The organism is Streptomyces sp. NBC_00984 (assembly GCF_045162475.1).
Taxonomy (GTDB): domain Bacteria; phylum Actinomycetota; class Actinomycetes; order Streptomycetales; family Streptomycetaceae; genus Streptomyces.
In genome coordinates this window covers 88409-109622 of sequence record NZ_CP108736.1, presented here as the reverse complement: position 1 = coordinate 109622, position 21214 = coordinate 88409, and the positions used below count along the sequence as shown (strand labels likewise).

Genomic DNA, 21214 nt, shown 5'->3' with positions numbered 1-21214 from the left:
CTTGCTGAGGACGAGGTGTGCGAGGGCCACGCCTGGGAGTCGATGCCGTCGGAGATGCTGTACGCGGCTGAGCCGTGGCGAACGTTCCGCTGGTACATGGGGCAGAAGCACTACTCGGGTACGTACTGGTCGAGTACGCAGTCGTGTGCTGGCGAGTGCTCCCGGTTCCGCGTGGTTGGCGGTTGTGGCCTGAATCGGCCACGGCCGGTTGCGCCGAGGTGGTAAGACGGACACAGCCTGTGTTGGACGGCTGGGCTGGGCTGGGCGAGGTGAGGGGGGTGGGCTGAGATGTCCTCGGGTTTACGGGCGTTCGCCCGGCTGGTCACGGTGGCCGCGATTGTCACTGCCTACGTCGCGCTGCACTTGGCGATCACCGCGGGCATGGACCTGCGGGCCTGCGACCGCTTCCGCGGCGCCCCGGTGCGGGTTGCCGCGTTCACTGCCGCGCTGGACCGCTACGCCGATGGGACCGTGTCCGCACGCGCTGAGATCCGTGAGGGCGATGCGTGGTTCGAGGAGAACGCCCCGTCGGGAAGAAGCCGGACCGTGGTCTCCTCTGCCGCTCGCGATGCCGAGGAGGGCCGGGGCTCGCTCGCCCGCGAGCGTGTCGCCCGACTGGCGGCGGATGTTGAGCAGGATCAGGCGCGGCTCGACCGGGAACTCAGCTCTTCGACCGCCACCGCGCTGTACTGGGCGGCTCCGGCCGTGGTGCTACTCGTGCCAGCACTGTGGCTGCGTCGTCGCCGCCGATCGGGTGCTGCGGAGATCGTCGACCTGGTCAGCCAGTTCACCCCGCGTCAGCCGTGGTGGCGGCGGCCACTGTTCCTGGTGGCCAGCGGCATCGGATACGGGCTGTTCACGGCAGGCCTCATCGCAGCCGGCATGGGGCAACGGCAGGGCTACAAGATGCCACCGCTGGCGTTCGTGCTGTTGCTGGCCGGCGGCCTGGCCGCGCTGGGGGCCGGGGTTCTGATTCTGCGCTACACCCGCCCGCGATCGGCGCGCGGCGCGGCCCAGGCCTTGCTGGCCGACGGCCGTGACCCCGTGCTCTACTTGCGAAGCTTCGCCGACGACGACGCCGCAGCCCAGGTCGACGACTCGGGGGCGTACGTCAGTATCCACTCGCGGGAGGAGCAGCTCACGGCGGCGTTGGGCGCCGTCGGCCCCGTGATCACGGTGGGCAGACCGGGGGAGCCGCTGCCGCGGCTGGGGGCGGCACGGTTCTACTTGCCGCTCGACGACTGGCAGCCGACGGTGCTGCGGCTGATGGAGCTGTCCCAACTCATAGTGCTGCGCCTTGGATTGGGCGATGGGCTGTGGTGGGAGGTCCAGCAGGCTCGCACCACCCAGCCCGCGCAGAAGCTCGTCCTGCTGGCGCAAGGCGGGCTGCCGGGGGTGGCCGAACGGTTGGACGAGCACCTGCCGACCCCGTCCCGACTGAACGAGGTGGCCGGGGGCAGTCCCTGGGCCTCCGCCGTCATTGCCTTCGACCGCGTTTGGGCGCCCCAGGTGCACCCAGTGGGGCCCGTACCACGTGCCAAGATCCCACGGGGCTCGCTCGTGCGGCGCAGGGTCCGCGCCATGAAGGCCACCCTGGCGCCGATGACCGTGTACACACCCGCGCACCACCTGGCTCGCGCTATGACGGCCGCTCTGGCGTCCGTGGGGGTCCGTAAACGGACGATGGCTTGGAGGGCCACCCTCGCCGCGCAGGCATCGTTGATGAAAGGCCTCACTCTGGTCACGGCCCTGGCCCTGCTGTCCTGGCTCGTGTTCCGGGCGCTGCAACTATTCGGCCCCTGGTAGCGCCACTCCCGCATGATGTCTCGCGAAACCGGGGACACCACAGGGCAGCGCCCACTAACATCCCGACCCCAAGGTAGTGCGTAGAAGCATTGCGAAGCGGGTCGAACGGTCTCTCGGGGGGGATCATGGACGGTTCACAGCAGAGCATTCCTGCGGGTGCGAGCCCGGCCGGTGCGGAACAGCGCAGGACGGTGACCGGCGCGGCCAACGTTGCGACGGTACTGATCTCGTTAGCCCTCGTACGTGAGGTATTGGTCTCGGTGGGTAACTGGCGCCTGTACGTCGTCGTTCACGACTACCTGGCCGGGAGGGCGACGACTGCAGACCTTGAGGCCGTCGATTCCGGTGCCCTCGCGACGGTGGGCGGGATGTGGCCGTGGTTGCTGGTATCGGCCGCGGCCGGCGTGGCGTTCGTCGTCTGGCTTTGGCGGGTCCGGATCAACGCCGAGGTGATGAGCGGTGCCACCGCGCACCGTCGGTCTCGGGGCTGGGTGGTGGGCAGCTGGTTTGCCCCAGTGGTCAACATGTGGATCCCGTACCAGGTCGTGTCGGACGTCTGGCGGGCCAGCGCACGCCAGCGGGCCGTGCCCGTCACCCTGGTGACCACATGGTGGGCGCTGTTCGTGGCCGCCAACATCGTCGTAAGGCCGATACAGTGGCGCATGGCCTTCGCGGAGGCCGACAGCGAGCAGGACCTGCTGTCCAACGCGAATGTGTCCACCCTGCTCACAGTGCTCTACCTGGCGGCCGGAATGCTGATCATCCTCATTGTCAGGCGAATCACCGCATGGCAGACCCACGGACATGCCAAGAATACGGCGTGAGGAATGGGGCGCTGAACGCACCAACGCACCGTCGTCGTCGCTCGTCGGTGCGCATGGCCCTGGACTCGCGTGTGGCCTGCTCCCGATAGTTCAGTACCCCGTCACCGAGGTCTGGCCGGGCCTGCTCGGGCCCCGTTCAGCTGACCAGTGCGGCGAACTCAGTGACACACGCCGCCGTGAAGATGGCAGGCACCCACTGCCCGATGTGAGTGAGCGGCAGGTAACGCCGCCAGTCGCAGCCATCGCTCAGCGCCCCCCACTGCGCGCGCGGGAGTAGGCGAAGGCTGGCAGCCACTCCTCAAATGCCCCGATCACAGCGGACTTCGCGGAATTCAGCAGGCGGTACGAGCGCACGATGACGAGCCGCGCGCGGGGCACTGGGTGAGGGATCACCGGCCTCGCGGTCAGCACCCACACCGACGCCCGCCAGCCTGCCCGCCTACGGCCGCGACAGATTTGGCGAGGTTAACGACTACGGAGAGAGGCCTCCATGGCCGGAATCAGTGACTCGTTGTGGAACGAAGACATCGACACGAACGGTTACCGTGACCCTGCTGCGACGTATCGCACCGCGGTCTTTGAGCAGTACAAGCTGTGCGTGGAAATGGCCGACCGGGTGAGCGCCCGGCGCAATCTCGCCAACACTTTCTTCCTGACTCTCCACAGCGGTCTGCTCGTCTTCCTCGGCGCCTGGCTGTCGCAGGAACACCACCGCCGGGTTCCGGTCGTACTGGTCGTCGCGGCACTGCTGGTCCTCCTGGGCATGTGTGCCACATGGTGGTTCACCATTCGTTCCTACCAGCAGTTGAACAAAGGCAAGTTCGAGGTGATCGGAGCGTTCGAAGAGCGTTTGCCGGCCCGCGCCTTCGTGGCCGCTGAATGGCATGCCCTCAGCGAGGGTCGGGACTGGCGCGTCTATGTCCCGCTCAACCGTGTCGAGCGCTGGATCCCTCTCCTCTTCGCCTTGGCCTACGCCCTGGGATTCGCCGCCGTCGTGCTGTGACGGCCGCGGATACTCCCCAGCCCGCTCATCACGCCACCGGAACGGGATAGAGTGAGGGGCAGATCACCTTGGCCAGAAGAGGGTTGTCACGTGGTCACCATCGCCGTCACCGGACACATTGACCTGGCCGACGAGGCAGTCGGTCCCATCCGCGCAGGCCTCCGTGACCTACTGGCTGAACTGCGTGACGACGCACTGGTGGGGCGCTCGTGCTTGGCCCGCGGAGCCGACACTCTCTTCGCCGAGGAGATCCTCTCGCTCGGCGGCAGCCTGTCAGCGATCATCCCGTCCCGGGACTACCGGGAAGCGGTGGTCCGCCCCGCAGACCTCACCGAGTTCGACGCCTTGCGCGACGCCGCTGCCGAAGTGACGGTCATGCCATACGAGCACGCGGGGCGCGCCGCCTACGAAGCGGCCAATCGGTGTCTGCTCCAGGGCGCGGACCGCCTCGTCGCGGTCTGGGATGGCAGAGCACCCACAGGCCGCGGCGGCGGTACGGCGGACACCGTGGCTGCGGCCCGCTTGGCCGGGGTGGCCATCGACGTCGTGTGGCCTCCTGGTGCGCTCCGGTCCGGCACCTGACACCCATGCTCAATCCCGGGCCGCCGGGATCCGCGCTGCGGCCCCACCTGTAGACGTGGCAGAACAGCAGGCCAGGGATGGTCGGGGGCGTCGGGACGCAGCATGCTGCTGATATTCGTCGCGAGTACTTTTCTGCCCGCCAGTGGCACGCCGCAGCGGCATGAAGCAAGCAGTCGACACGGACGGCGCGGCACGAGCCATGGTTGACCGTGTCGTACATCTCTCCGCGAACGCGCCATTGCTCGGCTGTGCGCCTCAACTTGGCCAGCGATGTCACTGGGTCGTCCGCGCATGTCAACGGCCACTCGGTACGGAACTCGCGACAGAGCCTCGGTTCTCCCCAACATCACGCGCAGCACAGCACCGCGTCGCTGAGCTCAAAGAGCGGTGTTCCTGCTGCCCGCCTACTCGCCCGACCTCAACCCCGTCGAGTGGGTATGGGCGCACGTCAAACGCAGCCTGGCCAACCTCGCCGTCATGGCCCTCGACCGACTCGAGGCCCTCGTCCGCAACCGGCTCAAGCGCCCGCAGTACCGCCCCGACACCCACGACGGCTTCATAGCCGGCACCGGCCTGACCCTCGACACCCTGACCTCACCCTGACGAGCCGAAGTCAGTAAGGAGACGAGCGGGCGGGATCGCTCGCCTCCTTCGGCGGTGAGGAGAAAGGCACCGGGGGGGGCCTCTATGTTCTTCGTCAAGGCGGTGCTGCCGCATTTGTGCTGTGTGACTTGGTTATGCGGCGAGGGTGATGGTGGGGGTTCGGGATTCGTAGAAGGTGCCGTCTCGGAGCATGGCGAACAGGACGCTGGTGCGTTGGCGGGCGAGGCGGAGGAGGGCCTGGGTGTGGGTTTTGCCGCGGGCGCGTTGCTTGTCGTAGTAGGCGCGGGAGGCGGGATCGGCGTTCATGCAGGCGAAGGCGGAGAGGAACATGGCGCGTTTGAGCTGCCGGTTTCCGCCTCGGGGTGCGTGCTCGCCGTGGATCGATGTGCCGGAGGATTTCGTGGTGGGGGCGAGGCCGGCGTAGGAAGCGAGGTGGGCGGCGGTGGGGAAGTTGGTGCCGTCGCCGACGGTGACCAGCAGGACTGCGGCGGTCCTGACTCCGACGCCGGGCATCGACGTCAGGACCGGGGAAAGAGGGTGAGCCTCCAAAAGGGTGTTGATCTGGGCTTCCAGGGCCCGGCGCTGTTCCTGGACGGCCGCGAGCGAGCGGGCCAGGGAGGGCACAACGATGTCGAGGGTGCCGGTCCCCGGCACGACGACGGTCTGCTCGTCGAGTGCGTCGAAGACGTCGTCGATCAGCCGGGCAGCCATGCGTGGGGCCTTGGGCCGGATGAGTTCGACGAGGCGGCGGCGTCCGGCCTTTCGCAGTGCGGCCGGGGATCCGTGGCGTTCGAGCAGCCAGGTGACGGCCTGGTGGTCCAGGCGTGGTCCCAGGACGCGTTCGAGGCTGGGGTGGAACTGGGTGAGCAGGCCGCGTATCCGGTTGGACGTGCGGGTGGCCTCGGCGGCGAGGTCCTGATCGAAGCCCACCAGGACGGTCAGTTCGGCGGTGATCTCGTCGGTCAGTTCCAGAGAGCGCAGGGTGTGCGGCAGGGTGCGGGCCGCGTCCGCGATCACCGCCGCGTCACGCGCGTCGGTCTTCGCCTCGCCCGGATACAGGTCGGCGATCCGGCGCATCGCCAGGCCGGGCAGGTAGGCGACCTGGCAGCCCGCGTCCCGGGCCACGGCCAGCGGGAGAGCGCCGATGGAGGCGGGCTGGTCCACGATCACCAGAACGGTGCCGAACTTCGCGGTCAGTTTCTCGAACACGGCCCGCAGCTTCGGCTCGCTGTTGGGCAGCTGCTTGTCGAAGACCTTCTTCCCGGCCGGGGTGAGTCCATGGCCGTGGTGAGCACTCTTACCGACGTCCAGGCCGAGGAACACGCCCACGTCTTCGGTGTCGAACATCGCACCTCTCCATACGAGTTGACGGCGCCGGCCTCGGCAGTGGTGTCGTACGCGCGCATCCACGTTATGCAGACCTGCTGCCCGCGAGCTGTCCGGCATTGCGCCGGACCGGGCAGCGGCCGGACCTCTCATCAGCGTCTCCGACGGCACCTCCCGGGCCCGGTGACACCACCCCCCAGGTCATCCGTTCGACAGGGGGACACAGTCATGCCGGGCCCGGAGGCCAGCGGCCCTCTTGCAGGACCGCGAAAAACATAACGGGGGGGTACTTCGGCGTTGACCGCCCGTTGCCCAATGTCTCCAGAGGACCGGCCGTTCCATCCCGTGCTCGTCACCCCCGCCGTGCAAGTCGTGCTGACCACCTCCGAGCGCCGTCTGGCTTTGTCATCTTGAACTGGGCCTGGCGCGAACAGGGAGAGACCGGGGACCTATCGAAGGGATCACGTGGTCGGGCTATACCTCGGGCGGGGGCGCGAGCACCATCGGCCAGTCGTCATAGGTCGCGAGCAGCTCGTCCAGTGGAACGTCCGGGCCCGCGGTAAAGACGGCGGTCCCCTCGGACAGTCCTACGGACGGCTCCGGGCTGGCCGCTGTCTGCGCGCGCAGGACCACCACGGCCTCCGGGTCAACGGCCGACCGACCAGGGAAGTCGGCGGGGTCCACGCCGACCGCGCGCAACGCGGCCGGATAGACGGCGACATCGACCACCAGCCGGCCGCCGTCGCGTGCGTGCTCGGCCCAACCGTCGGTCTGCAACAGGCAGGCCCACCCGTTCACCTCGTGGCAGTAGTCGCCGAGCCGGACCACGGCGCGCTCCCCGGGCGTGCCTTCGGGATCGACTACGAGGACGGCGACGGGCACGTCCGCTTCGTCAGGGTTGACGCCGGGGCGAACGTAAAGCCGGCCCACAGGGGAACCTCCAAGGGCGTGTCGGGTCGGGTGGGCACTAGTACAGCACAATGCGACCGGACACCTCACCTGTACGAGAACACGGCCGATCACCCGAACGGGTGCGCCGGTATCCGCCGGACATGACCGACGCGGAGGAGACGGTTGCCCGGACGATCGTCAGTGGCCGGTGCTAAGTTCCGGTCCTCGTCACGACGGAGGGGATTCCCGATGCAGCAGATATGGGCGCGGATCGAGACCGTGCTCGGGCGGATCGCCCCGAGGGTGCTGGCCGCGATGCCGCCCGGTGCCACCGAGGAGGAGATCGAGGCAGTGGAGGCCGTGATGGGAGTGGAGCTTCCGGAGGATGTCAGGGACTCCTACCGCTACCACGACGGTCTGCCGGGGGTCCTGATCGGTTGGCACGCCGCGCTCTACTCGCTCGGCGAGATGGTGGACGACTGGCGCCAGCGGGCCGTTGACGCCGGAGACCCGCCTTGGGACGAGCGGGAGGAGGACGGCGTGATCCGCCGGGACATCTCCTGGTCCGCCGGGTGGATCCCCTTCATCGGGATCAGCAATGGTGACGTGATCTGCATCGATCTGGATCCGCCCACCCCGGAGCGCCGTGGTCAGGTCATCGACTGGTCGCACGAGGGCTGGCGGGCCCGGTACGAGACCGCCGGTCTGCGGGAGTTCCTGGAGGACTTCGCCACAGACCTGGAGGCCGACCGCTACCAGGTCGACGAGACGGGTGGCGCGTGGAGCGACAGCGGCCTGCCGCTGGTGATGCTGAAGGACTGAGGACGAGGCCCGCCCAGGTAAGTACCCGGGTAACCCAGGGGGCGCGGAGGCTGCGCTATGCGGGAGGCCACGGGCCGGCGCCTTCCGGACTCGCGCAGCTCCGCGCGCCCCTGTTGTCGCTGTAGACCCGGCTCCACGGCCCGTACTCGACAGGTACATCCCGCCACGGAACACCGGTACGGATCCGGAACCGTATGCCGTCGATCAACTGCCGCCGAGGCCACACGGGCGGCCGCCCCGCCCTTGCACCCTTCGGCAACAACGGCTCCAGCACCGCCCACTGCTCGTCCGTGAGATCTCCCCGACCCATGAACCGTGATCATTCACAGCCCAAGATCCACTTTCGATACACGGCCTAGCGGGGTCTGTGAGCGACTGGTCCGTCCTGCACCAGGCAATCGCGGCGCGAGCCCAGGTACGGATCGCCATAGGCCCCTATGGGCTCGCGGGGCCAGCCTTCCCGGCTCGCACGGCGGCCGCCACCTCGAGCAGGGTCCAGCCGTCGACCTCCACCGCTCGCTGCTCCCCCGGCTGCCACCCGCGGGCCAGGGCTACGTCGAGCAGAGCTCGGACGGCGCCCGGCTCGTGCAGGTTCAGGGACTCGCCCCGGGTGAGGCCCACGTCGCCGGAGCCCATGGGGGCCCCGCCCGGGATGTACCATCCCGGCCCGTCGGCGAAGACGATGCGCAGCGGGCCTCCGCTGCCGACCGGCTGCAGGGAGAGGGTGAGGATCTGGCGGCAGTCCACGGACCGGCCGTCGCCGTCCTTGCCGTGGCTGTGGCGCATCGTCCACATGTATACGCGCCCGTCGGCGACCAGTCGGCGGGGCTTCTTCGAACGGCGAGGCACAGAGCCGAGGGTACGCGGCCCGATCCGTAGGACACCCCGATTGGTGAGCAAGCTTCGGTGAAACGAACAGCACGGTCGTCGAACTCCGGTAGGACCGGGCAAGGTCGATGCGACAGCGCAGCACCTGAGAGATGCACCCTGGAGAGGCGGGACTGCGGCGAGGCGTATACCGCGGTATACGCCTCGGTCCGTTCGGAGTCTCCGTCACCCGACGGTTCGGGCAGCCGCGCTGATACTGCGTCCGCGTATACCGCGGTATACATCCGCCACGCGGAACATCCAGGGTGGTGCAAATGTCCGGCTCGATCATCTGCAATGCTGTTCCAGTCCGAGTACCGAGAACACCTCGGGAAGCACACGGAAACGGAGCATCATGGCCTCCTCCATCCTCGTCGTATCCACCGACCCACAGGGATCCACCATCTGGTGGGCCGACCGGATCGGCGACAACCTCCCCTTCGATTTCGCGACTGCCCACGAGGACCCCGACAGCCTCGCGGAGCTCAAGAACCTGGGCGCTGAGATCCACGTCATCGCGAACCAGAAGGGTGGAGTCGGCAAGACGACCACCACGGTCAACCTGGCAGCAGTTACGCACGATGTTCTCGGAAGCAGCGACCAGCGGCAGCACATCTTCATCGACACCCCCGGCAGCCTTGAGAACGAGCACATCCTCGCGGCAGCACTCGACATCGCCGATGATGTCCTGGTCCCGCTCCCCCCGGAACCTCTTGCGTTCGACCCGACCGCGCGCACTATCACCCAGGTGATCGCACCCCGGGGGCTGCCGTACAAGGTCGTCGTCAATGCCTGGGATCCGCGCGACGGCAAGGCCGACCGCGACGAGACTCTTGAGTACATCGACGCCATGGGCTGGCCACGCGCCAACACCGTGATCCGCCGGTACAAGATTCATACCCGTGCAGCGGCCGAAGGCAAGGTCGTTACCCAGTACGCCGACAACGGCACCACGCTCCGAGCACGCGAAGACTACTTCCGGCTGGCGCTGGAGCTCGGATACGGAGGCCGCCGCTGATGGCCGGCCGACGACTCAACCTGGCCACCCTGGCCGGAGCAGCAGTGGAGAGCACCCCCGGCAGTAGCAAGCCCACCCTGGTTCACGTGGCGCCCGACCAGGTGGCGCCCACTCCCCTCAACCCCCGCCAGGACTTCGACCCAGTCAAGCTCGAAGAGCTCGGCAACAGCATGCGCACCGGGCAGCTCCAGCCGTGCGTCGGGATCACCCGGGCCCGCTACGTCAAGCTGTTCCCCGAACACGAGGAACTTCTGCCGGACTGCCGGATCGTCATGGCCGCAGGGGAGCGGCGATGGAAGGCTGCCGTCCACGTCGGACTTCCTACGCTCGACGTACACGTCCGCGAGGACATCGCCGAGTCCCGCGTCAGGTTTCTTGCGGCCGTTCTCACAGAGAACGTCGAGCGGTCGAACTTCAACTACATCGAAGAAGCCCGTGGCCTTCAGCAGATGCTGGAGATGACCAACGGCAACCAGACACAGGCTGCAGAGAAGCTACAGAAGTCGAAGCAGTGGTTCAGCCAGCGCATCGGTCTATTGCGCCTCTCCGAGGAGATGCAACAGCTCGTCATCTCCGGCGAGCTCAATGCCTTCCGCGACATGCGGATGTACTCGGCCATGCCGCCCAGCGATCAGCTCGCCGCGTGGAAAGCCGATCGGATGGCTGCGAAACAGAAGGCGGACAGGAAAGGATCCCCCACGCCTGCCCCCAGCCCCGCGCCTGCGAGAGAGACCGCCGCACCGGCACCCAAACCTGAGCCGACGTATACCGCGGTATACACATCCTCCAGTTCGGAAGCAGGATCAGAGCAGCCCGAGCCGCGCGCAGAAGAGCCCCTGCCAGCCGAATCACCGGGCACTGTCCCGCGCGAAGCATTGCCCGTCCCCGTGCCACGCGACGCTGCTCCTGAATCGCCGGAAGTCGAGCTGCCCCCTGCCGCAAAGCAGAAGCAGGCCCTGGCCGCCAACTGGGAAAGGTGGTTTGACCGGCTGATGGAGGAACTGTCCGAGCTGGACCGGCACATGCTGACGAAGAAGCTCCAGCGCGTGATGCTTAGCGAGACGAGCCGGGTCGAAGACTCCCAGGCATAGCGTCAAGCGTCATCGGCGGCCCCGTTCTTTCACCTGGTGGTGGGGGAGTGGGGCCGTTTTGTCGTGGCCGGGTCGGATTCAGTGAGCACCCGCGCCTGCCGAGGTTCTTCGGGCACAAATGGGTGCTTTCTGGTCCCGCCCGTTCCGAGTGCCAGAAGCCGGCCTCCCGAGCCATGCGAACGATGGCCCCCTGACTCCAGGGAGACGCTGTGGCCATACAGATGCTCGTCACGTGCACAGACAAGACCCGCTAGGCCACCGCCCGGAACCGCTGTACACCGACCCGCCAAGCCTGAAGACCACCGCTCAGGGCCTATGCCCAGAGGCCCGCAGCAAGACCTCCAGAGCGTCAACGGTGAGCCAGGCCGGGGCTCGAGATCCTTGGGCTGGACGACGAGGCCAGTGACGCGAGGGAAGTCGCCAGGCTGAATCTCGCGTAGCAGTACGTCGGCGATGCGCGGGTCACCGGTGCTGCAGGTGAACACAGTGTCCGGGGCACCGCCCCGCGAACCGGTCCGTATCGGTGGGGGAGTGGATCAGGTCGAAGCGGGCGGTTCTCCAGGCGGTGCCGGGGGCCGGGATCGCGTTGATGTACCCGTCTGGCGTGAGCGGCCGGGCCTTCGGGCTGTTTCTGTGCCAGAGCCGTGATGCGGGCGGTTCGGGTAGGCGAGGGCCTGGTCGACGCCACGCCGTGTGCCGTTCATGAGGTCCTCCAGGGGAGAGTCCCTTCGTTGCCGTCCTCGCGCAGGCGTTTGGGCTGGGCGTCGGAGGCGAACCGTCCGAGGCTGTCCTCGATCGGCTTCTTGAAGATTCGTGCCTCAGCACATTGATACTGCCCCGCCTCGCGGAGATCGAGAAGGACCTCCTCCTGCGCCGCAAGCGGGCTCAGGAGGAGCACTGGCTCGGCGAGGTCGACGGCATCGACCTTGACCTTGCTCCGAGCCAAACAGGCCGAGACCGCCCGCCTCGTCAAGAGGCCCGCCACCAACCTGGGCATCCCACGCCCTCGCCCCGAGGAGACCCAGTGAGCCACCCCGGAGCCCCATCAGATGCAGTGCAGAGAAGAGGCGCAGTACGACATGGGCTACCTGCGGCAGGCAACGGTGATGATCTCCCGGCTGCTGGCGTCGATGGCCCCTCCGTGCCAGTCGCCGTACTGCGCCTCGATCTCGAAGCCCACGCTGGCGAGGAAGCCGTTGAGCACCGCAACGTCGAGGAAGCGCAAGCTCGCGTGATCGATGCGGAGTACCGTGCCATCCCGCGCAGCCGTCGTCCCGTGAAAGGTGACGACATCGCCGACGACGGAGTCGACCTCGTGCCACACGCGCAAGGCTCGCCCATCAGTGTCGACGAGATCGACAACATCGTCCGTGGTCGACGCATTCCACCCCTCTCAGGCCCGCGCCTGGGGATGCCGTGTCTCGAACACAAAACGACCGCCCCGACGCAATGCCTCACGGATCGCAGCGAGCGAAGCACGCACTTCCTCGTCAGTGACGAGGAACTGGAAAGCGTGGCCGGTCATCGTCGCAAGATCGAAATCTTTCCCGCTGCTCGCCTCCGCCGCGGTGCCTTCGGACCACTCAATGTCAGCCCGACGCCGAGCCCGGTCCAGCGCGGCTCTGTCTGGGTCCAGACCGACAAGCCGGCCGCGATGACCCTGCTCGCGTGCAAGGTGCAGCATCGCGCCCGTGCCACAACCGACATCCAAGACAGCGTCCGCAGCCATGACCAGGTCGTCATAGAAGCGATCTCCCGGGTGGCGATCGGGAGCCCACGGGTTCAGCAGGTCATACAGCGCGGCAGCGTCAGCGTCAGAGAACACCGCGGCAGTGTCCGTCAACACCGGTGAGCGTTTCAGCTGCCCTGCTGTGCGCCAGATCGAGCGCTCGGCCTCGAGTCACGATGACCGACCACGAGAGGAGCTTCACGGACTACGCGAGATCTGGGCATGATTCCCACCGTGCATGTGGACAGGGACCATCGCGGGCAGGGACGGTACACGCTGACGGACACAGGAAGCGGCCAAGTCTGGGGCGTCTGCGCCGAGGCGGAGGGATTGTTCAGGGAACCCCTGCGCGGGACGTACGAACTGTTCGGCTGGGTTCCGGACGGAGCCGAGGTACGCGGCTGGGCCGGCAGCCGGGTGTGGCTGGTGCCGGAGGACAGGGCGCTCGATGCCTGGCTGCTGGAGGACGCGGAGAGCCTCGGACAGCACGGGGGAGCGGACGGCCTCGTGCTCACCGGTCTGGACGACTACGAGGGCCCGCCCGAGGGACACCGGGCTCCTGTCCGACTGCATGACGAGTACCGGTGGCTGGGCTCCTGTCGGGAGTTCGCCCGCGTCCTGCCGCCCGAGCAAGTAGAACCTCCGCTCGTCCTGCGGGGGCTTGCCCCGAGTGATCGGCTACGGCGGGCACTGGCTACGGGTACCCGGCGCACGCTTGACCTGGAGGAGGCCTGGCTGGAGATACGGGACGACCGGGGCGAACCGCTCACCGACCGGCTGCTGCGGCCCAAAGTCCGCACGTGGCAGCCGTCCTCCCGCGGGACGGACCTGATTGATCTGGAACTCGACGGATACGTCGCACCCGTACCGGGATACGCCCAGCCCGTCTGGGAGCGCTGGTTCACCGGCCCCCCGGACACGCCTGGCGCTTGGGTCGCGCTCGAGACCCGCCAGCGTGGGGCTTGGCTCGAGCTCGTCCGGGAGCGGGGCTGCCGGCTTAAGCACCAGGACCGGCAGACCGGACACACGTACGAGCTGGACGGCCGGCACATCACCGACGAACCGGGCCTCTACCTGGCACTCGGCGAGGCCGTCAACGGGCCGGGCGGCTACTTCGGCGGCTGCCTGGACGCCCTCGTGGACTGTCTGCGCGGCAACTTCGGCTACACCGCCCCCGCAACCCTGCTCTGGCGGGACGCCGCGGCTGCGCGCGAGCACCTGTCCCGCGTCCTGGCGCCGGAGGGCGAGCAGTATGACCTGGTCGCCCTGGTGCTCGAAGTCCTGACCGAGGGCGGGATGCACGTGACCTTCACGTGAATTGGCCGCGCTGCCGCGGTCGTGACTCAACGCACCTGTCGATCCGCCGGGCTACGTACGCGCCTGATGCAGAAGCCAAGCTGTATACAGTGCCGACGGAGGGATCAGCCAGCGGCGGACAGCCTGTGCCACCAGTGACCACACCCGTCCGAGCAGTAGTGTTCGCGACGTCTTCCGTCGGCGATCGCGAGCACCGCGACCAGCAGTCGGAACGCCTTCCGGCGTTCGTCGCGGGGAGTGAGAGAGGCGATCTTCCCAAGTTGATCGTTGATCCGGCCGCGCGTGATCAGCACCGCCGACGTGTGCGTCGGGCGCAGACCGGCACGGCGGATGCCCTCCCCTCTCTGACAGTCTCGACTGAGACGCCCGGTATATCGGGTTAGTCTGGATGGGCGAGACAGGAGACCCCTCAGCATGGCCAGCACTACCCCGATACCCGCCTCCGGTGACGATCCGGCGCCGAAGCCGAAGCGGCGGACGTTTTCCGCGGAGTACAAACTGCGGATCGTTGCCGAGTACGACGCCGCCCCTTCCGGCGAGAAGGGCGCCATCTTGCGGCGTGAGCGGCTGTACCACTCGCACGTAGTCGAGTGGCGCCAGGCTCGGGAAGCCGGCGCGCTGGACGCCCTGGCTGACCGGCGGACCTCGGCGGTGCGACCAAAGAAGGCCGCTGAGCAGGCCGAACTGGAAAGGCTGCGCAAGAAGGTCGCACGGCTGGAGAAGGACGTGGCCCGCCGGGACGCCGCGCTGGAGGTCATGGGAAAAGCCAACGCGCTCTTGGAACTGCTCTCCGAGAGCGCGGACTGAAGCATGCCGTCGCACCGGTGGTGGATGAGGCGTTCGCCGGCGTCCAGGGGCAGTTGGGGACCACGGCGGCCTGTCGGCTGACCGGACGCTCGCGCGCCACCCACTACCGCCGCATCAACCCCAAGCCGAAGCCCGCGCCGTCCCCGAGACCCGCGCCCGCCTCGGCCCTCTCGCGGGCCGAGCGGGCCGAAATCCTGGGGCTGTTGAACCGGCCGGAGTACGCCGACCTGCCGCCCGCGCAGGTCTGGGCGCGCGAACTCGACGCCGGAAACTACTGGTGCTCGGAGCGGACGATGTACCGGATCCTGTCCGCCGCCGGGCAGAACGGCGAACGCCGCCGCCAGGCCACCCATCCCGCCAGGACCATCCCCGAGCTGGTGGCGACCGGCCCGTCGCAGGTTTTCACCTGGGACATCACCAAGCTGCCGGGCCCGGACAAAGGCATCTGGTACCACGCCTACGTCATCATCGACATCTTCAGCCGCTATATCGTCGGCCACACCGTCGAACGGGCCGAAACGGCCGAGCGGGCCGAGGAGTTGATCCGCGAGACGATCGAGCGCAACGGCGTTGTCCCCGAGACGGTGCACGCGGACCGCGGCACCTCGATGACCAGCAAGAAGGTCTCCCAACTGCTGATCGACCTCGGCATCACCAGGAGTCACTCGCGCCCCAGGGCCAGCAACGACAATCCGTACTCGGAAAGCCAGTTCAGGACCACGAAGTACGCCGCCGACTACCCGGAACGGTTCGATTCGCTGGCCCATGCCCGGGAGTGGATGGACGCATTCATCACCTACTACAACCACGACCACAGGCACTCCGGGATCGGCCTGCACACCCCCGCCTCCGTCCACTTCGGCACCGCCAAGGAGGTCCGTGACCAGCGGGCCGCCGCTCTCGCCGAGGCATACGAACGCCACCCCGAACGCTTCGCCCGACGACCGAGGCCACCCGAGATACCCGGCCAGGTCTGGATCAACGACCCCGCCAAACGCATGGAACCCGAACCACAAGGTTCATAGCACCACGAACGTCTCATTTGACTTGACAGCTACCGCCTCCGGTCCGTCCTCTGCGACGGCGCGCGCCTGGACACAGTGGTGGCGCAGAAACAGCAGGGCATTGGACTGCTCTTCCGGGTCGAGCGTGTCGAACCATGCGATGCCCTCTGACGTCGGGCGGAGCCCCTGGGCAAGTTCGTTGAGCATGACGTCGCGTTCGGTCACGGCTGCCTCCCAGTAGACAAGCGGCGCTTCGCCGCAGAGTTGAGTTCAGTGGAACCAGGCAGCGGGTCGCACGACCGCACCCTCCCTACTCATACGGAGCAGTCAATGCCCGTTCAGGACAGGCAAAAACGACTGTGTGGCTTCCTGGCGGCCTGTCAGCGGTTCGGATGTCTCGTCATACCGGCCCCTTGCCAGCAGGCCGTCAGCGCCGCCATTCTGTCGGTCGCATTTAGCACGAGAATAAAATTTTCACCCGTTTCGCCCGACCACTGTCCTGTCTCGCCGCGGCCAGGCGGGCCCACAAGGAGCCGGGCGGCCGCACGGTGTTCGGCGATCCCATGCTCAGAGCTGGCTCTGGAGCGAGGGATATATCTCAAGCTTCGTCGTTGCTGGCCGTGCCATGGCGGGGTCTGTCAAAGGAACGGTGTAACTCAGGTTGTTGGAGTTACTGACGGGCTGCGGAGAGGCGGCCGTCGAAGGTGATGTCGAAGGCGTTGAGTGCGGTCTTCCAGCGCATGGTCCAGCGGGCTTGGCCCTTGCCGGTGGGGTCGAGCGACATGATGGCCATGTAGACGCACTTCAGTGCGGCCTGCTCGTTGGGGAAGTGGCCGCGGGCCTTGACTGCCCGCCGGATCCTGGCGTTGACGGACTCGATCGCGTTGGTGGTGCAGACGATGCGGCGGATCTCGGTGTCGAATCGGAGGAACGGGGTGAACTCCTCCCAGGCGTTCTCCCAGAGCCGCACGACCGCCGGGTATTTCTTGCCCCAGGCGTCGGCGAACTCGGCGAACCGCTCAAGTGCGGCATCCTCGGTCGCCGCGGTGTAGACGGGCTTGAGGACACGTGCGATCTTGTCCCAGTCCTGGCGGGCGGCGTAGCGGAAGGAGTTCCGCAGCAGGTGGACCACGCAGGTCTGGACGGTGGTGCGTGGCCAGACGGCCTCGACCGCGTCGGGCAGACCCTTGAGCCCGTCGCAGACGAGCATGAGGACGTCGTTGACACCGCGGTTCTTGATCTCGGTGAGGATGTGCATCCAGTGCTTGGCACCCTCGCCACCGTCGCCGGCCCACAGCCCGAGGATGTCCCGCCGCCCCTCGGTCGTGACCGCCAAGGCCACATATATGGGCCTGTTGGCCACCGCGCCGTCGCGGATCTTGGTTCTGTCGACGATCTTGTGATCCGGACGGCTGAGCACGTTGCTCCGCCAGTTCGCGATCATGCATCGCGTGCTCTGGTGATGTGCTCCTCGAGCTGTTTCCGTACCTGTCCGCGTTGCTGATCGAGGAGGTCGAGCGGCGGCCGGACCAGGTAGTGCTGAGAGCGCGGGTGCGGGCGACGACTGGCTCCTGTCGGTGCGGTCAGAGCTCGGCCCGGGTGCACGGTCGGTACGTACGCAGGCTGCGTGATGTCGCCGTGGGCGGGCTCGGTGTCGTGATCGAGTTGTGCGTGCGCCGCTTCCGCTGCGAGAACCCTGCCTGCACGGCGGTGACGTTCGCCGAACAGATCTCAGGACTGACCACCCCGCACAGTCGGCATACCCCGCTGCTGCGCGAGGTGTTGACGCAGATCGGGCTGGCCCTGGCCGGCCGGGCAGGAGCCCGACTGGCGTCCGCGGTCGGCCTCACCGTAGGAAAGGACACGCTGCTGCGGCTGGTCAGGGCTCTGCCCGAGCCGGAGATCGGCAAGGTGGAGATCCTCGGCGTCGACGACTTCGCCTTCCGCAAGGGCCGCCACTACGGCACGGTATTGATCGACATGGCCACCCACCGGCCGCTGCACCTCTACGACGGCCGCGAAGGCGAGGACCTGGCTGCCTGGCTCCGCGATCACCCAGAGGTGAAGGTCATTTGCCGGGACCGTTCCAGCGGTTACGCGGAGGGCGCTCGGGTCGGGGCACCGCAGGCCGAACAGGTCGCGGATCGCTACCACCTGTGGGCCAACCTCGGCCAGGCGGTCGAGAAGACGGTCAACGCCCATCGCTTCCGCCTGGCCGAACCGCCTCCCGGCTCGGCCTCCGGCCCCGACCACGCGGAGGTGGAGCCCGAAGTGGTCCAGCCACCGAAAGACCTGAAGATCGTGATCCGGCTGCGTGAGCAGCATGCTGCCGCCCATGAGCTGTGGCAGCAGGGGATGTCGAAGGCGGCGATCGGCCGGAAGCTCGGGCTGCACCAGGCCACGGTCCGTAAACTGGTCAACGCCCGCTCCGCCGATGATGTCGTGGCCAAGAACCTCCAACGAGCGCATGTTGTCGACCCGTACGTCGGCTACTTGCACCGGCGCTGGAATGAGGGCGTCAGGAACGCCGCCCAGCTCTACCGCGAAATCCAGCAACTCGGCTATCCCGGCGGAGAGTTGGCTGTTCAGCGGCATCTGCGGCGCTACCGGACCGGGCGCGGACACGCACCCGACCCGGGACCGAAGCCTCCATCGGTCCGCGAGGTCACCTCCTGGATGATGACCCACCCCGAGCACCTGCGGGACGAGGACGCCGGCAAGCTGCACCGGCTGCGTGAGCGCGATCCCGAACTCGACCGGCTCACTCTTTACATCAAGAGGTTCGCCGCAATGATGACCGGTCGCCACGGCGACCGCCTCGAAGAGTGGATCACCGACGTCGAACGGGACAGTCTGGCTCCGCTTGCGGGCTTCGCCCGCAACCTCCGCCGCGACTTCGACGCGGTCCGCAACGGGCTGTCCCTGCCGCACAGTTCCGGTGCCGTCGAGGGCAACATCAACCGGCTGAAGATGCTGAAACGCCAGATGTTCGGCAGGGCCAGCCTCGATCTCCTTCGCAAACGCGTCCTGCTCACACGGTGAGCCTCGACCGTCCGGATCACAAGATCGTCGACAGAACCCGGATCTTCACGTGGATGGCGTCAATGAAGACCACGGGATAGACAGGGTCGAGGGGCCGGTTCTGCCACTCGGCCATGCCCTCGAGGACCTTGTCGGTGATCGTGGAGATCGTCTGGCGGGACACGTCGGCGCCATAGACCTCCGCGAGGTGGGCCTGGACCTCGCCGGTCGTCAGGCCCTTCGCCGCGAGCGAGATGACCATCTCGTCCACGCCGGACAGACGCTTCTGCCGCTTCTTGACAATCCGCGGCTCAAAACTGCCTTCCCGGTCGCGCGGCACGACTATCTCGACCGGGCCGACGTCGGTCAGCACCGTCTTGGCCCGGGTGCCGTTCCGCGAGTTGCCGCCGTTCTTTCCTGCTGGATCGTGCTTGTCATAGCCGAGATGGTCGGTGATCTCGCCCTCGAGAGCCGACTCCAGCAGCCGCTTCGTCAGCTGCTGCAGCAGCCCGCCCTCACCGGTCAGCTGCAAGCCCTCGGCCTGAGCCCGGCCCACCAGCTCGTCAATCAGCCGGTCGTCCACAGACTTCGACGGAGCCGCCTCGGACGGCTCGACGGACTCGGCCTCGGTCACGTTCTCACTGGTCATCGATGCATCTTCCTTGATCAGGAGTTACACCGATCGTTTTACAGTCCCGCCGTAGGGGGCATCAGCGGCACTGATCTCGGGTGGTGCCAGCCATGACGCTCAAAGGCCTGGAGGAGTGGCTGGTGACGGTGGCGGGTTCCGCCGCCCGGCCCTTGGGGGCCGTTCGGCTCCGGTACCTCCGTACCCCGTCCCGTAAAGCTCCGCATATCTCAGCCCCCGTTCTCGGGCTGAGGCAGGACAGCAGGGAAGGGCTGTGCCATCGAGAAGGGGTCCGTACAACGGCCTGAGTTCTGAGCGTGCTTCAGGGCCCGGAGCCGGAGGGCCGGTGTGGCTGAAGTCCAGGCCGTCCGAGAATGTGTGGCCGCTTCCAAGCCACTCCCTTCAGTTCGGACCGCTCAAGGCCTCGACCACTGAACGAAAGCACCACATACCCCCTGATAGATCTCCATACGATAGAATCTCAACTACCGCTTGCATCAACGAAGTTCGGAGGGGGTGCGAAGTGCCGGAGAGGAATATCGACTTCGGGAAGTTCGGCGCCCGGGGTATCAAGGGAAGCGATGCCGTCATGCGGCAGCTCGACGACCTCGCGGGCGGCATCGTCACCCCGGTCACCGTGAAGCGCGGTCTTATGGCCCGCCTGCACTACCTGACGAAGACCGACCACAGCCTCGCTGCGGCCAAGGACGCCGGTCTGACCGTGACCGACCGGACGCTGCAGGCGTGGTTGGAGGGCAAACGCCGGCCGTCGAAGGCCAACCTGGAACGCATCGACGCCGCCTACCGGACGGTACGCCGCCGCAACGTTGCCCGGCACCTCCTGGCCCGTCTCGACCGCGAGGGGCGCGGGACGCGGGTGGAGATCCACCCGCTGAACCAGTCGCAGGTGCCGCGACCGCTCCAGCGGCTGGTGGAGTACCGCACGATGAACGTCCGCCGCTGGGACCGTATCGTCGACGCCTGGGCGACCGGTGACCACCAGGGTCTGGACGACGCCTGGGAAGACGTCATCATCGACCTGGGATCCCAGTGGGGGCAGTACGAGTACGTCACCAACATCGGCTTCGCCGCGTAGCCTCACTCGGCCGAGTCGCAGTAAAAGGGGTGCAGCCTCCGGTGAGGCGATCAGGCTGGTGCACAGAGCCGGAGCCGGCCGCCGCCGCGATCCGCTTCCACGACGGAGAAGCCGCGGCAATTGAGCTCCGGCCCCCTCTTCCACCGCCCCGCAACGGCTACCGTGGTGGTAGACCCCGCCAGGAGGTGCCGATGAGCGCGCAGTCCGAGGAACACCCCGCCCCGGCTGCCCCGCCGGGCCCGGCCGCTGCCGCCCAGCTGCTCGCCCAGCTGCGTGCGGACCGCCGCGCCGGGGCGTGGGTGCCCGCGTTCGAGCAGGACTGGGCACGGGCTTTGGACGATGCCCGGCACGGCTACAGCCTCGCCCCGCTGTACGGGGTCGTGGATACGTGGCGGGCCCGGCTCGCCGCCGCCCCGGCTGTCGACGCGTTCCTCGCGGGCGGCTGCGACGACTCCGACGGCGTCGACCTGGACCAGGTCCTCGGGGCCCGCCCGTGAGCGACCGGCCGTCCTGGCCCGCACGCCTGTCACCCCCCGCGGCAGGCACCGTCGGCGAACTTCCCGATCACGCCCGCGAGATGCTCCGGGACGTCCTGGACATCGCCGGCCGCGACCCGTGGTCCTTCCCGCCGTTCGACCTCCGCGACCCCGAGGGCGAGGACGTCCGCTCCGCCGCGGTCGGACAGCTCACCGCCGTCTACTGGATCAACCGCCCAGCCGGACGCCTCTACGTGCTGGACATCATCTGGCTCGGGTAACCATCCACGACAATGCCCCGCC

General features: G+C 67.6%; 20 protein-coding genes and 5 pseudogenes. 15 read left to right on the top strand and 10 right to left on the bottom strand.

Annotation, left to right across the window (positions count from 1 at the left end; genetic code table 11):
- The first annotated feature begins 288 nt into the window (after positions 1–288).
- The 5 genes and pseudogenes from OG520_RS44645 to OG520_RS44625 all read left to right on the top strand — a co-directional run.
- Positions 289–1806, top strand: coding sequence for a transferase (locus OG520_RS44645; protein ID WP_331737268.1), 1518 nt, complete (start codon positions 289–291; stop codon positions 1804–1806).
- A 125-nt stretch (positions 1807–1931) separates the two neighbouring features.
- Entirely contained in the window at positions 1932–2630 is a 699-nt protein-coding gene (locus tag OG520_RS44640) for a DUF4328 domain-containing protein (protein WP_331737266.1), read from the top strand.
- Between the two features lie 490 nt (positions 2631–3120).
- A complete protein-coding gene (locus OG520_RS44635; RefSeq protein ID WP_331737263.1) occupies positions 3121–3633 on the top strand; it encodes a hypothetical protein in 513 nt (170 codons plus the stop codon).
- Positions 3634–3723: 90 nt separating this feature from the next.
- Positions 3724–4215, top strand: coding sequence for a hypothetical protein (locus OG520_RS44630; RefSeq protein WP_331737260.1), 492 nt, complete (start codon positions 3724–3726; stop codon positions 4213–4215).
- A gap of 387 nt (positions 4216–4602) precedes the next feature.
- A pseudogene (locus tag OG520_RS44625) lies at positions 4603–4818 on the top strand (transposase); the annotation flags it as partial.
- Between the two features lie 132 nt (positions 4819–4950).
- Here OG520_RS44625 and OG520_RS44620 read toward each other — a convergent pair.
- Both OG520_RS44620 and OG520_RS44615 read right to left on the bottom strand, forming a co-directional pair.
- Entirely contained in the window at positions 4951–6165 is a 1215-nt protein-coding gene (locus tag OG520_RS44620; protein ID WP_331737258.1) for an IS110 family transposase, read from the bottom strand.
- Positions 6166–6618: 453 nt separating this feature from the next.
- Positions 6619–7074, bottom strand: a complete 456-nt coding sequence (locus OG520_RS44615) for a hypothetical protein (protein WP_331737256.1) — start codon at positions 7072–7074, stop codon at positions 6619–6621.
- Between the two features lie 210 nt (positions 7075–7284).
- Here OG520_RS44615 and OG520_RS44610 point away from each other — a divergent pair, with 210 nt between their 5' ends.
- Positions 7285–7857, top strand: coding sequence for an SMI1/KNR4 family protein (locus OG520_RS44610; protein ID WP_331737254.1), 573 nt, complete (start codon positions 7285–7287; stop codon positions 7855–7857).
- A gap of 121 nt (positions 7858–7978) precedes the next feature.
- On the opposite strand, the pseudogene OG520_RS44605 reads toward OG520_RS44610, so the two are convergent.
- Positions 7979–8167, bottom strand: a pseudogene (locus OG520_RS44605) (transposase); the annotation flags it as partial.
- 125 nt (positions 8168–8292) lie between these two features.
- Positions 8293–8706, bottom strand: a complete 414-nt coding sequence (locus tag OG520_RS44600) for a hypothetical protein (RefSeq protein WP_406016800.1) — start codon at positions 8704–8706, stop codon at positions 8293–8295.
- A gap of 373 nt (positions 8707–9079) precedes the next feature.
- Between OG520_RS44600 and OG520_RS44595 the strand changes: the two genes are divergently transcribed.
- Together OG520_RS44595 and OG520_RS44590 are read left to right on the top strand one after the other, a co-directional pair.
- The gene (locus OG520_RS44595) at positions 9080–9742 is read left to right on the top strand and encodes a ParA family protein (RefSeq protein WP_326770378.1); all 663 of its coding nucleotides are present in this window, start codon (positions 9080–9082) and stop codon (positions 9740–9742) included.
- Positions 9742–10833: a ParB/RepB/Spo0J family partition protein gene (locus OG520_RS44590; RefSeq protein ID WP_331737246.1), complete on the top strand. Its 1092-nt coding sequence runs from the start codon at positions 9742–9744 to the stop codon at positions 10831–10833. The genes OG520_RS44595 and OG520_RS44590 overlap by 1 nt, the downstream gene beginning before the upstream one ends.
- Positions 10834–11533: 700 nt before the next feature.
- Here the strand turns inward: OG520_RS44590 and OG520_RS44585 are convergent.
- Positions 11534–11830, bottom strand: coding sequence for a hypothetical protein (locus OG520_RS44585; protein WP_406016799.1), 297 nt, complete (start codon positions 11828–11830; stop codon positions 11534–11536).
- Between the two features lie 87 nt (positions 11831–11917).
- Positions 11918–12658, bottom strand: a pseudogene (locus tag OG520_RS44580) (class I SAM-dependent methyltransferase).
- Between the two features lie 126 nt (positions 12659–12784).
- Here OG520_RS44580 and OG520_RS44575 point away from each other — a divergent pair.
- Complete coding sequence (locus OG520_RS44575) at positions 12785–13879, top strand: barstar family protein (protein ID WP_331737244.1); 1095 nt, start codon at positions 12785–12787, stop codon at positions 13877–13879.
- Positions 13880–13983: 104 nt separating this feature from the next.
- Here OG520_RS44575 and OG520_RS44570 read toward each other — a convergent pair whose 3' ends face one another.
- Positions 13984–14295, bottom strand: a complete 312-nt coding sequence (locus OG520_RS44570; RefSeq protein WP_331737521.1) for a DUF5958 family protein — start codon at positions 14293–14295, stop codon at positions 13984–13986.
- On the opposite strand from OG520_RS44570, the gene OG520_RS44565 reads away from it, so the two are divergent.
- Together OG520_RS44565 and OG520_RS44560 are read left to right on the top strand one after the other, a co-directional pair.
- Positions 14294–14686, top strand: a complete 393-nt coding sequence (locus OG520_RS44565; protein ID WP_331737243.1) for a transposase — start codon at positions 14294–14296, stop codon at positions 14684–14686. The two genes, OG520_RS44570 and OG520_RS44565, sit on opposite strands and share 2 nt — an antisense overlap.
- 17 nt (positions 14687–14703) lie before the next feature.
- Positions 14704–15711 carry an IS3 family transposase gene (locus OG520_RS44560; protein WP_331737242.1) on the top strand — a complete coding sequence of 336 codons (1008 nt, stop codon included), beginning with the start codon at positions 14704–14706 and terminating at the stop codon, positions 15709–15711.
- Here the strand turns inward: OG520_RS44560 and OG520_RS44555 are convergent.
- Positions 15706–15915, bottom strand: a complete 210-nt coding sequence (locus OG520_RS44555) for a DUF5958 family protein (protein ID WP_331737241.1) — start codon at positions 15913–15915, stop codon at positions 15706–15708. The two genes, OG520_RS44560 and OG520_RS44555, sit on opposite strands and share 6 nt — an antisense overlap.
- Before the next feature lie 445 nt (positions 15916–16360).
- A pseudogene (locus OG520_RS44550) lies at positions 16361–17071 on the bottom strand (IS256 family transposase); the annotation flags it as partial.
- Positions 17072–17154: 83 nt separating this feature from the next.
- Between OG520_RS44550 and OG520_RS44545 the strand changes: the two are divergent.
- On the top strand, positions 17155–18732 hold the full coding sequence (locus tag OG520_RS44545) for an ISL3 family transposase (protein WP_331737238.1): 1578 nt from the start codon (positions 17155–17157) through the stop codon (positions 18730–18732).
- 37 nt (positions 18733–18769) lie between these two features.
- Here OG520_RS44545 and OG520_RS44540 read toward each other — a convergent pair.
- A pseudogene (locus OG520_RS44540) lies at positions 18770–19360 on the bottom strand (transposase); the annotation flags it as partial.
- A gap of 502 nt (positions 19361–19862) precedes the next feature.
- Between OG520_RS44540 and OG520_RS44535 the strand changes: the two are divergent.
- The 3 genes from OG520_RS44535 (at position 19863) to OG520_RS44525 (ending at position 21192) form a co-directional block, all read left to right on the top strand.
- Positions 19863–20435, top strand: coding sequence for a transcriptional regulator (locus OG520_RS44535; RefSeq protein ID WP_331737237.1), 573 nt, complete (start codon positions 19863–19865; stop codon positions 20433–20435).
- Positions 20436–20626: 191 nt separating this feature from the next.
- Positions 20627–20932, top strand: a complete 306-nt coding sequence (locus tag OG520_RS44530; RefSeq protein ID WP_331737236.1) for a DUF6247 family protein — start codon at positions 20627–20629, stop codon at positions 20930–20932.
- Positions 20929–21192, top strand: a complete 264-nt coding sequence (locus OG520_RS44525; RefSeq protein ID WP_331737235.1) for a hypothetical protein — start codon at positions 20929–20931, stop codon at positions 21190–21192. The genes OG520_RS44530 and OG520_RS44525 overlap by 4 nt, the downstream gene beginning before the upstream one ends.
- Positions 21193–21214 lie beyond the last annotated feature (22 nt).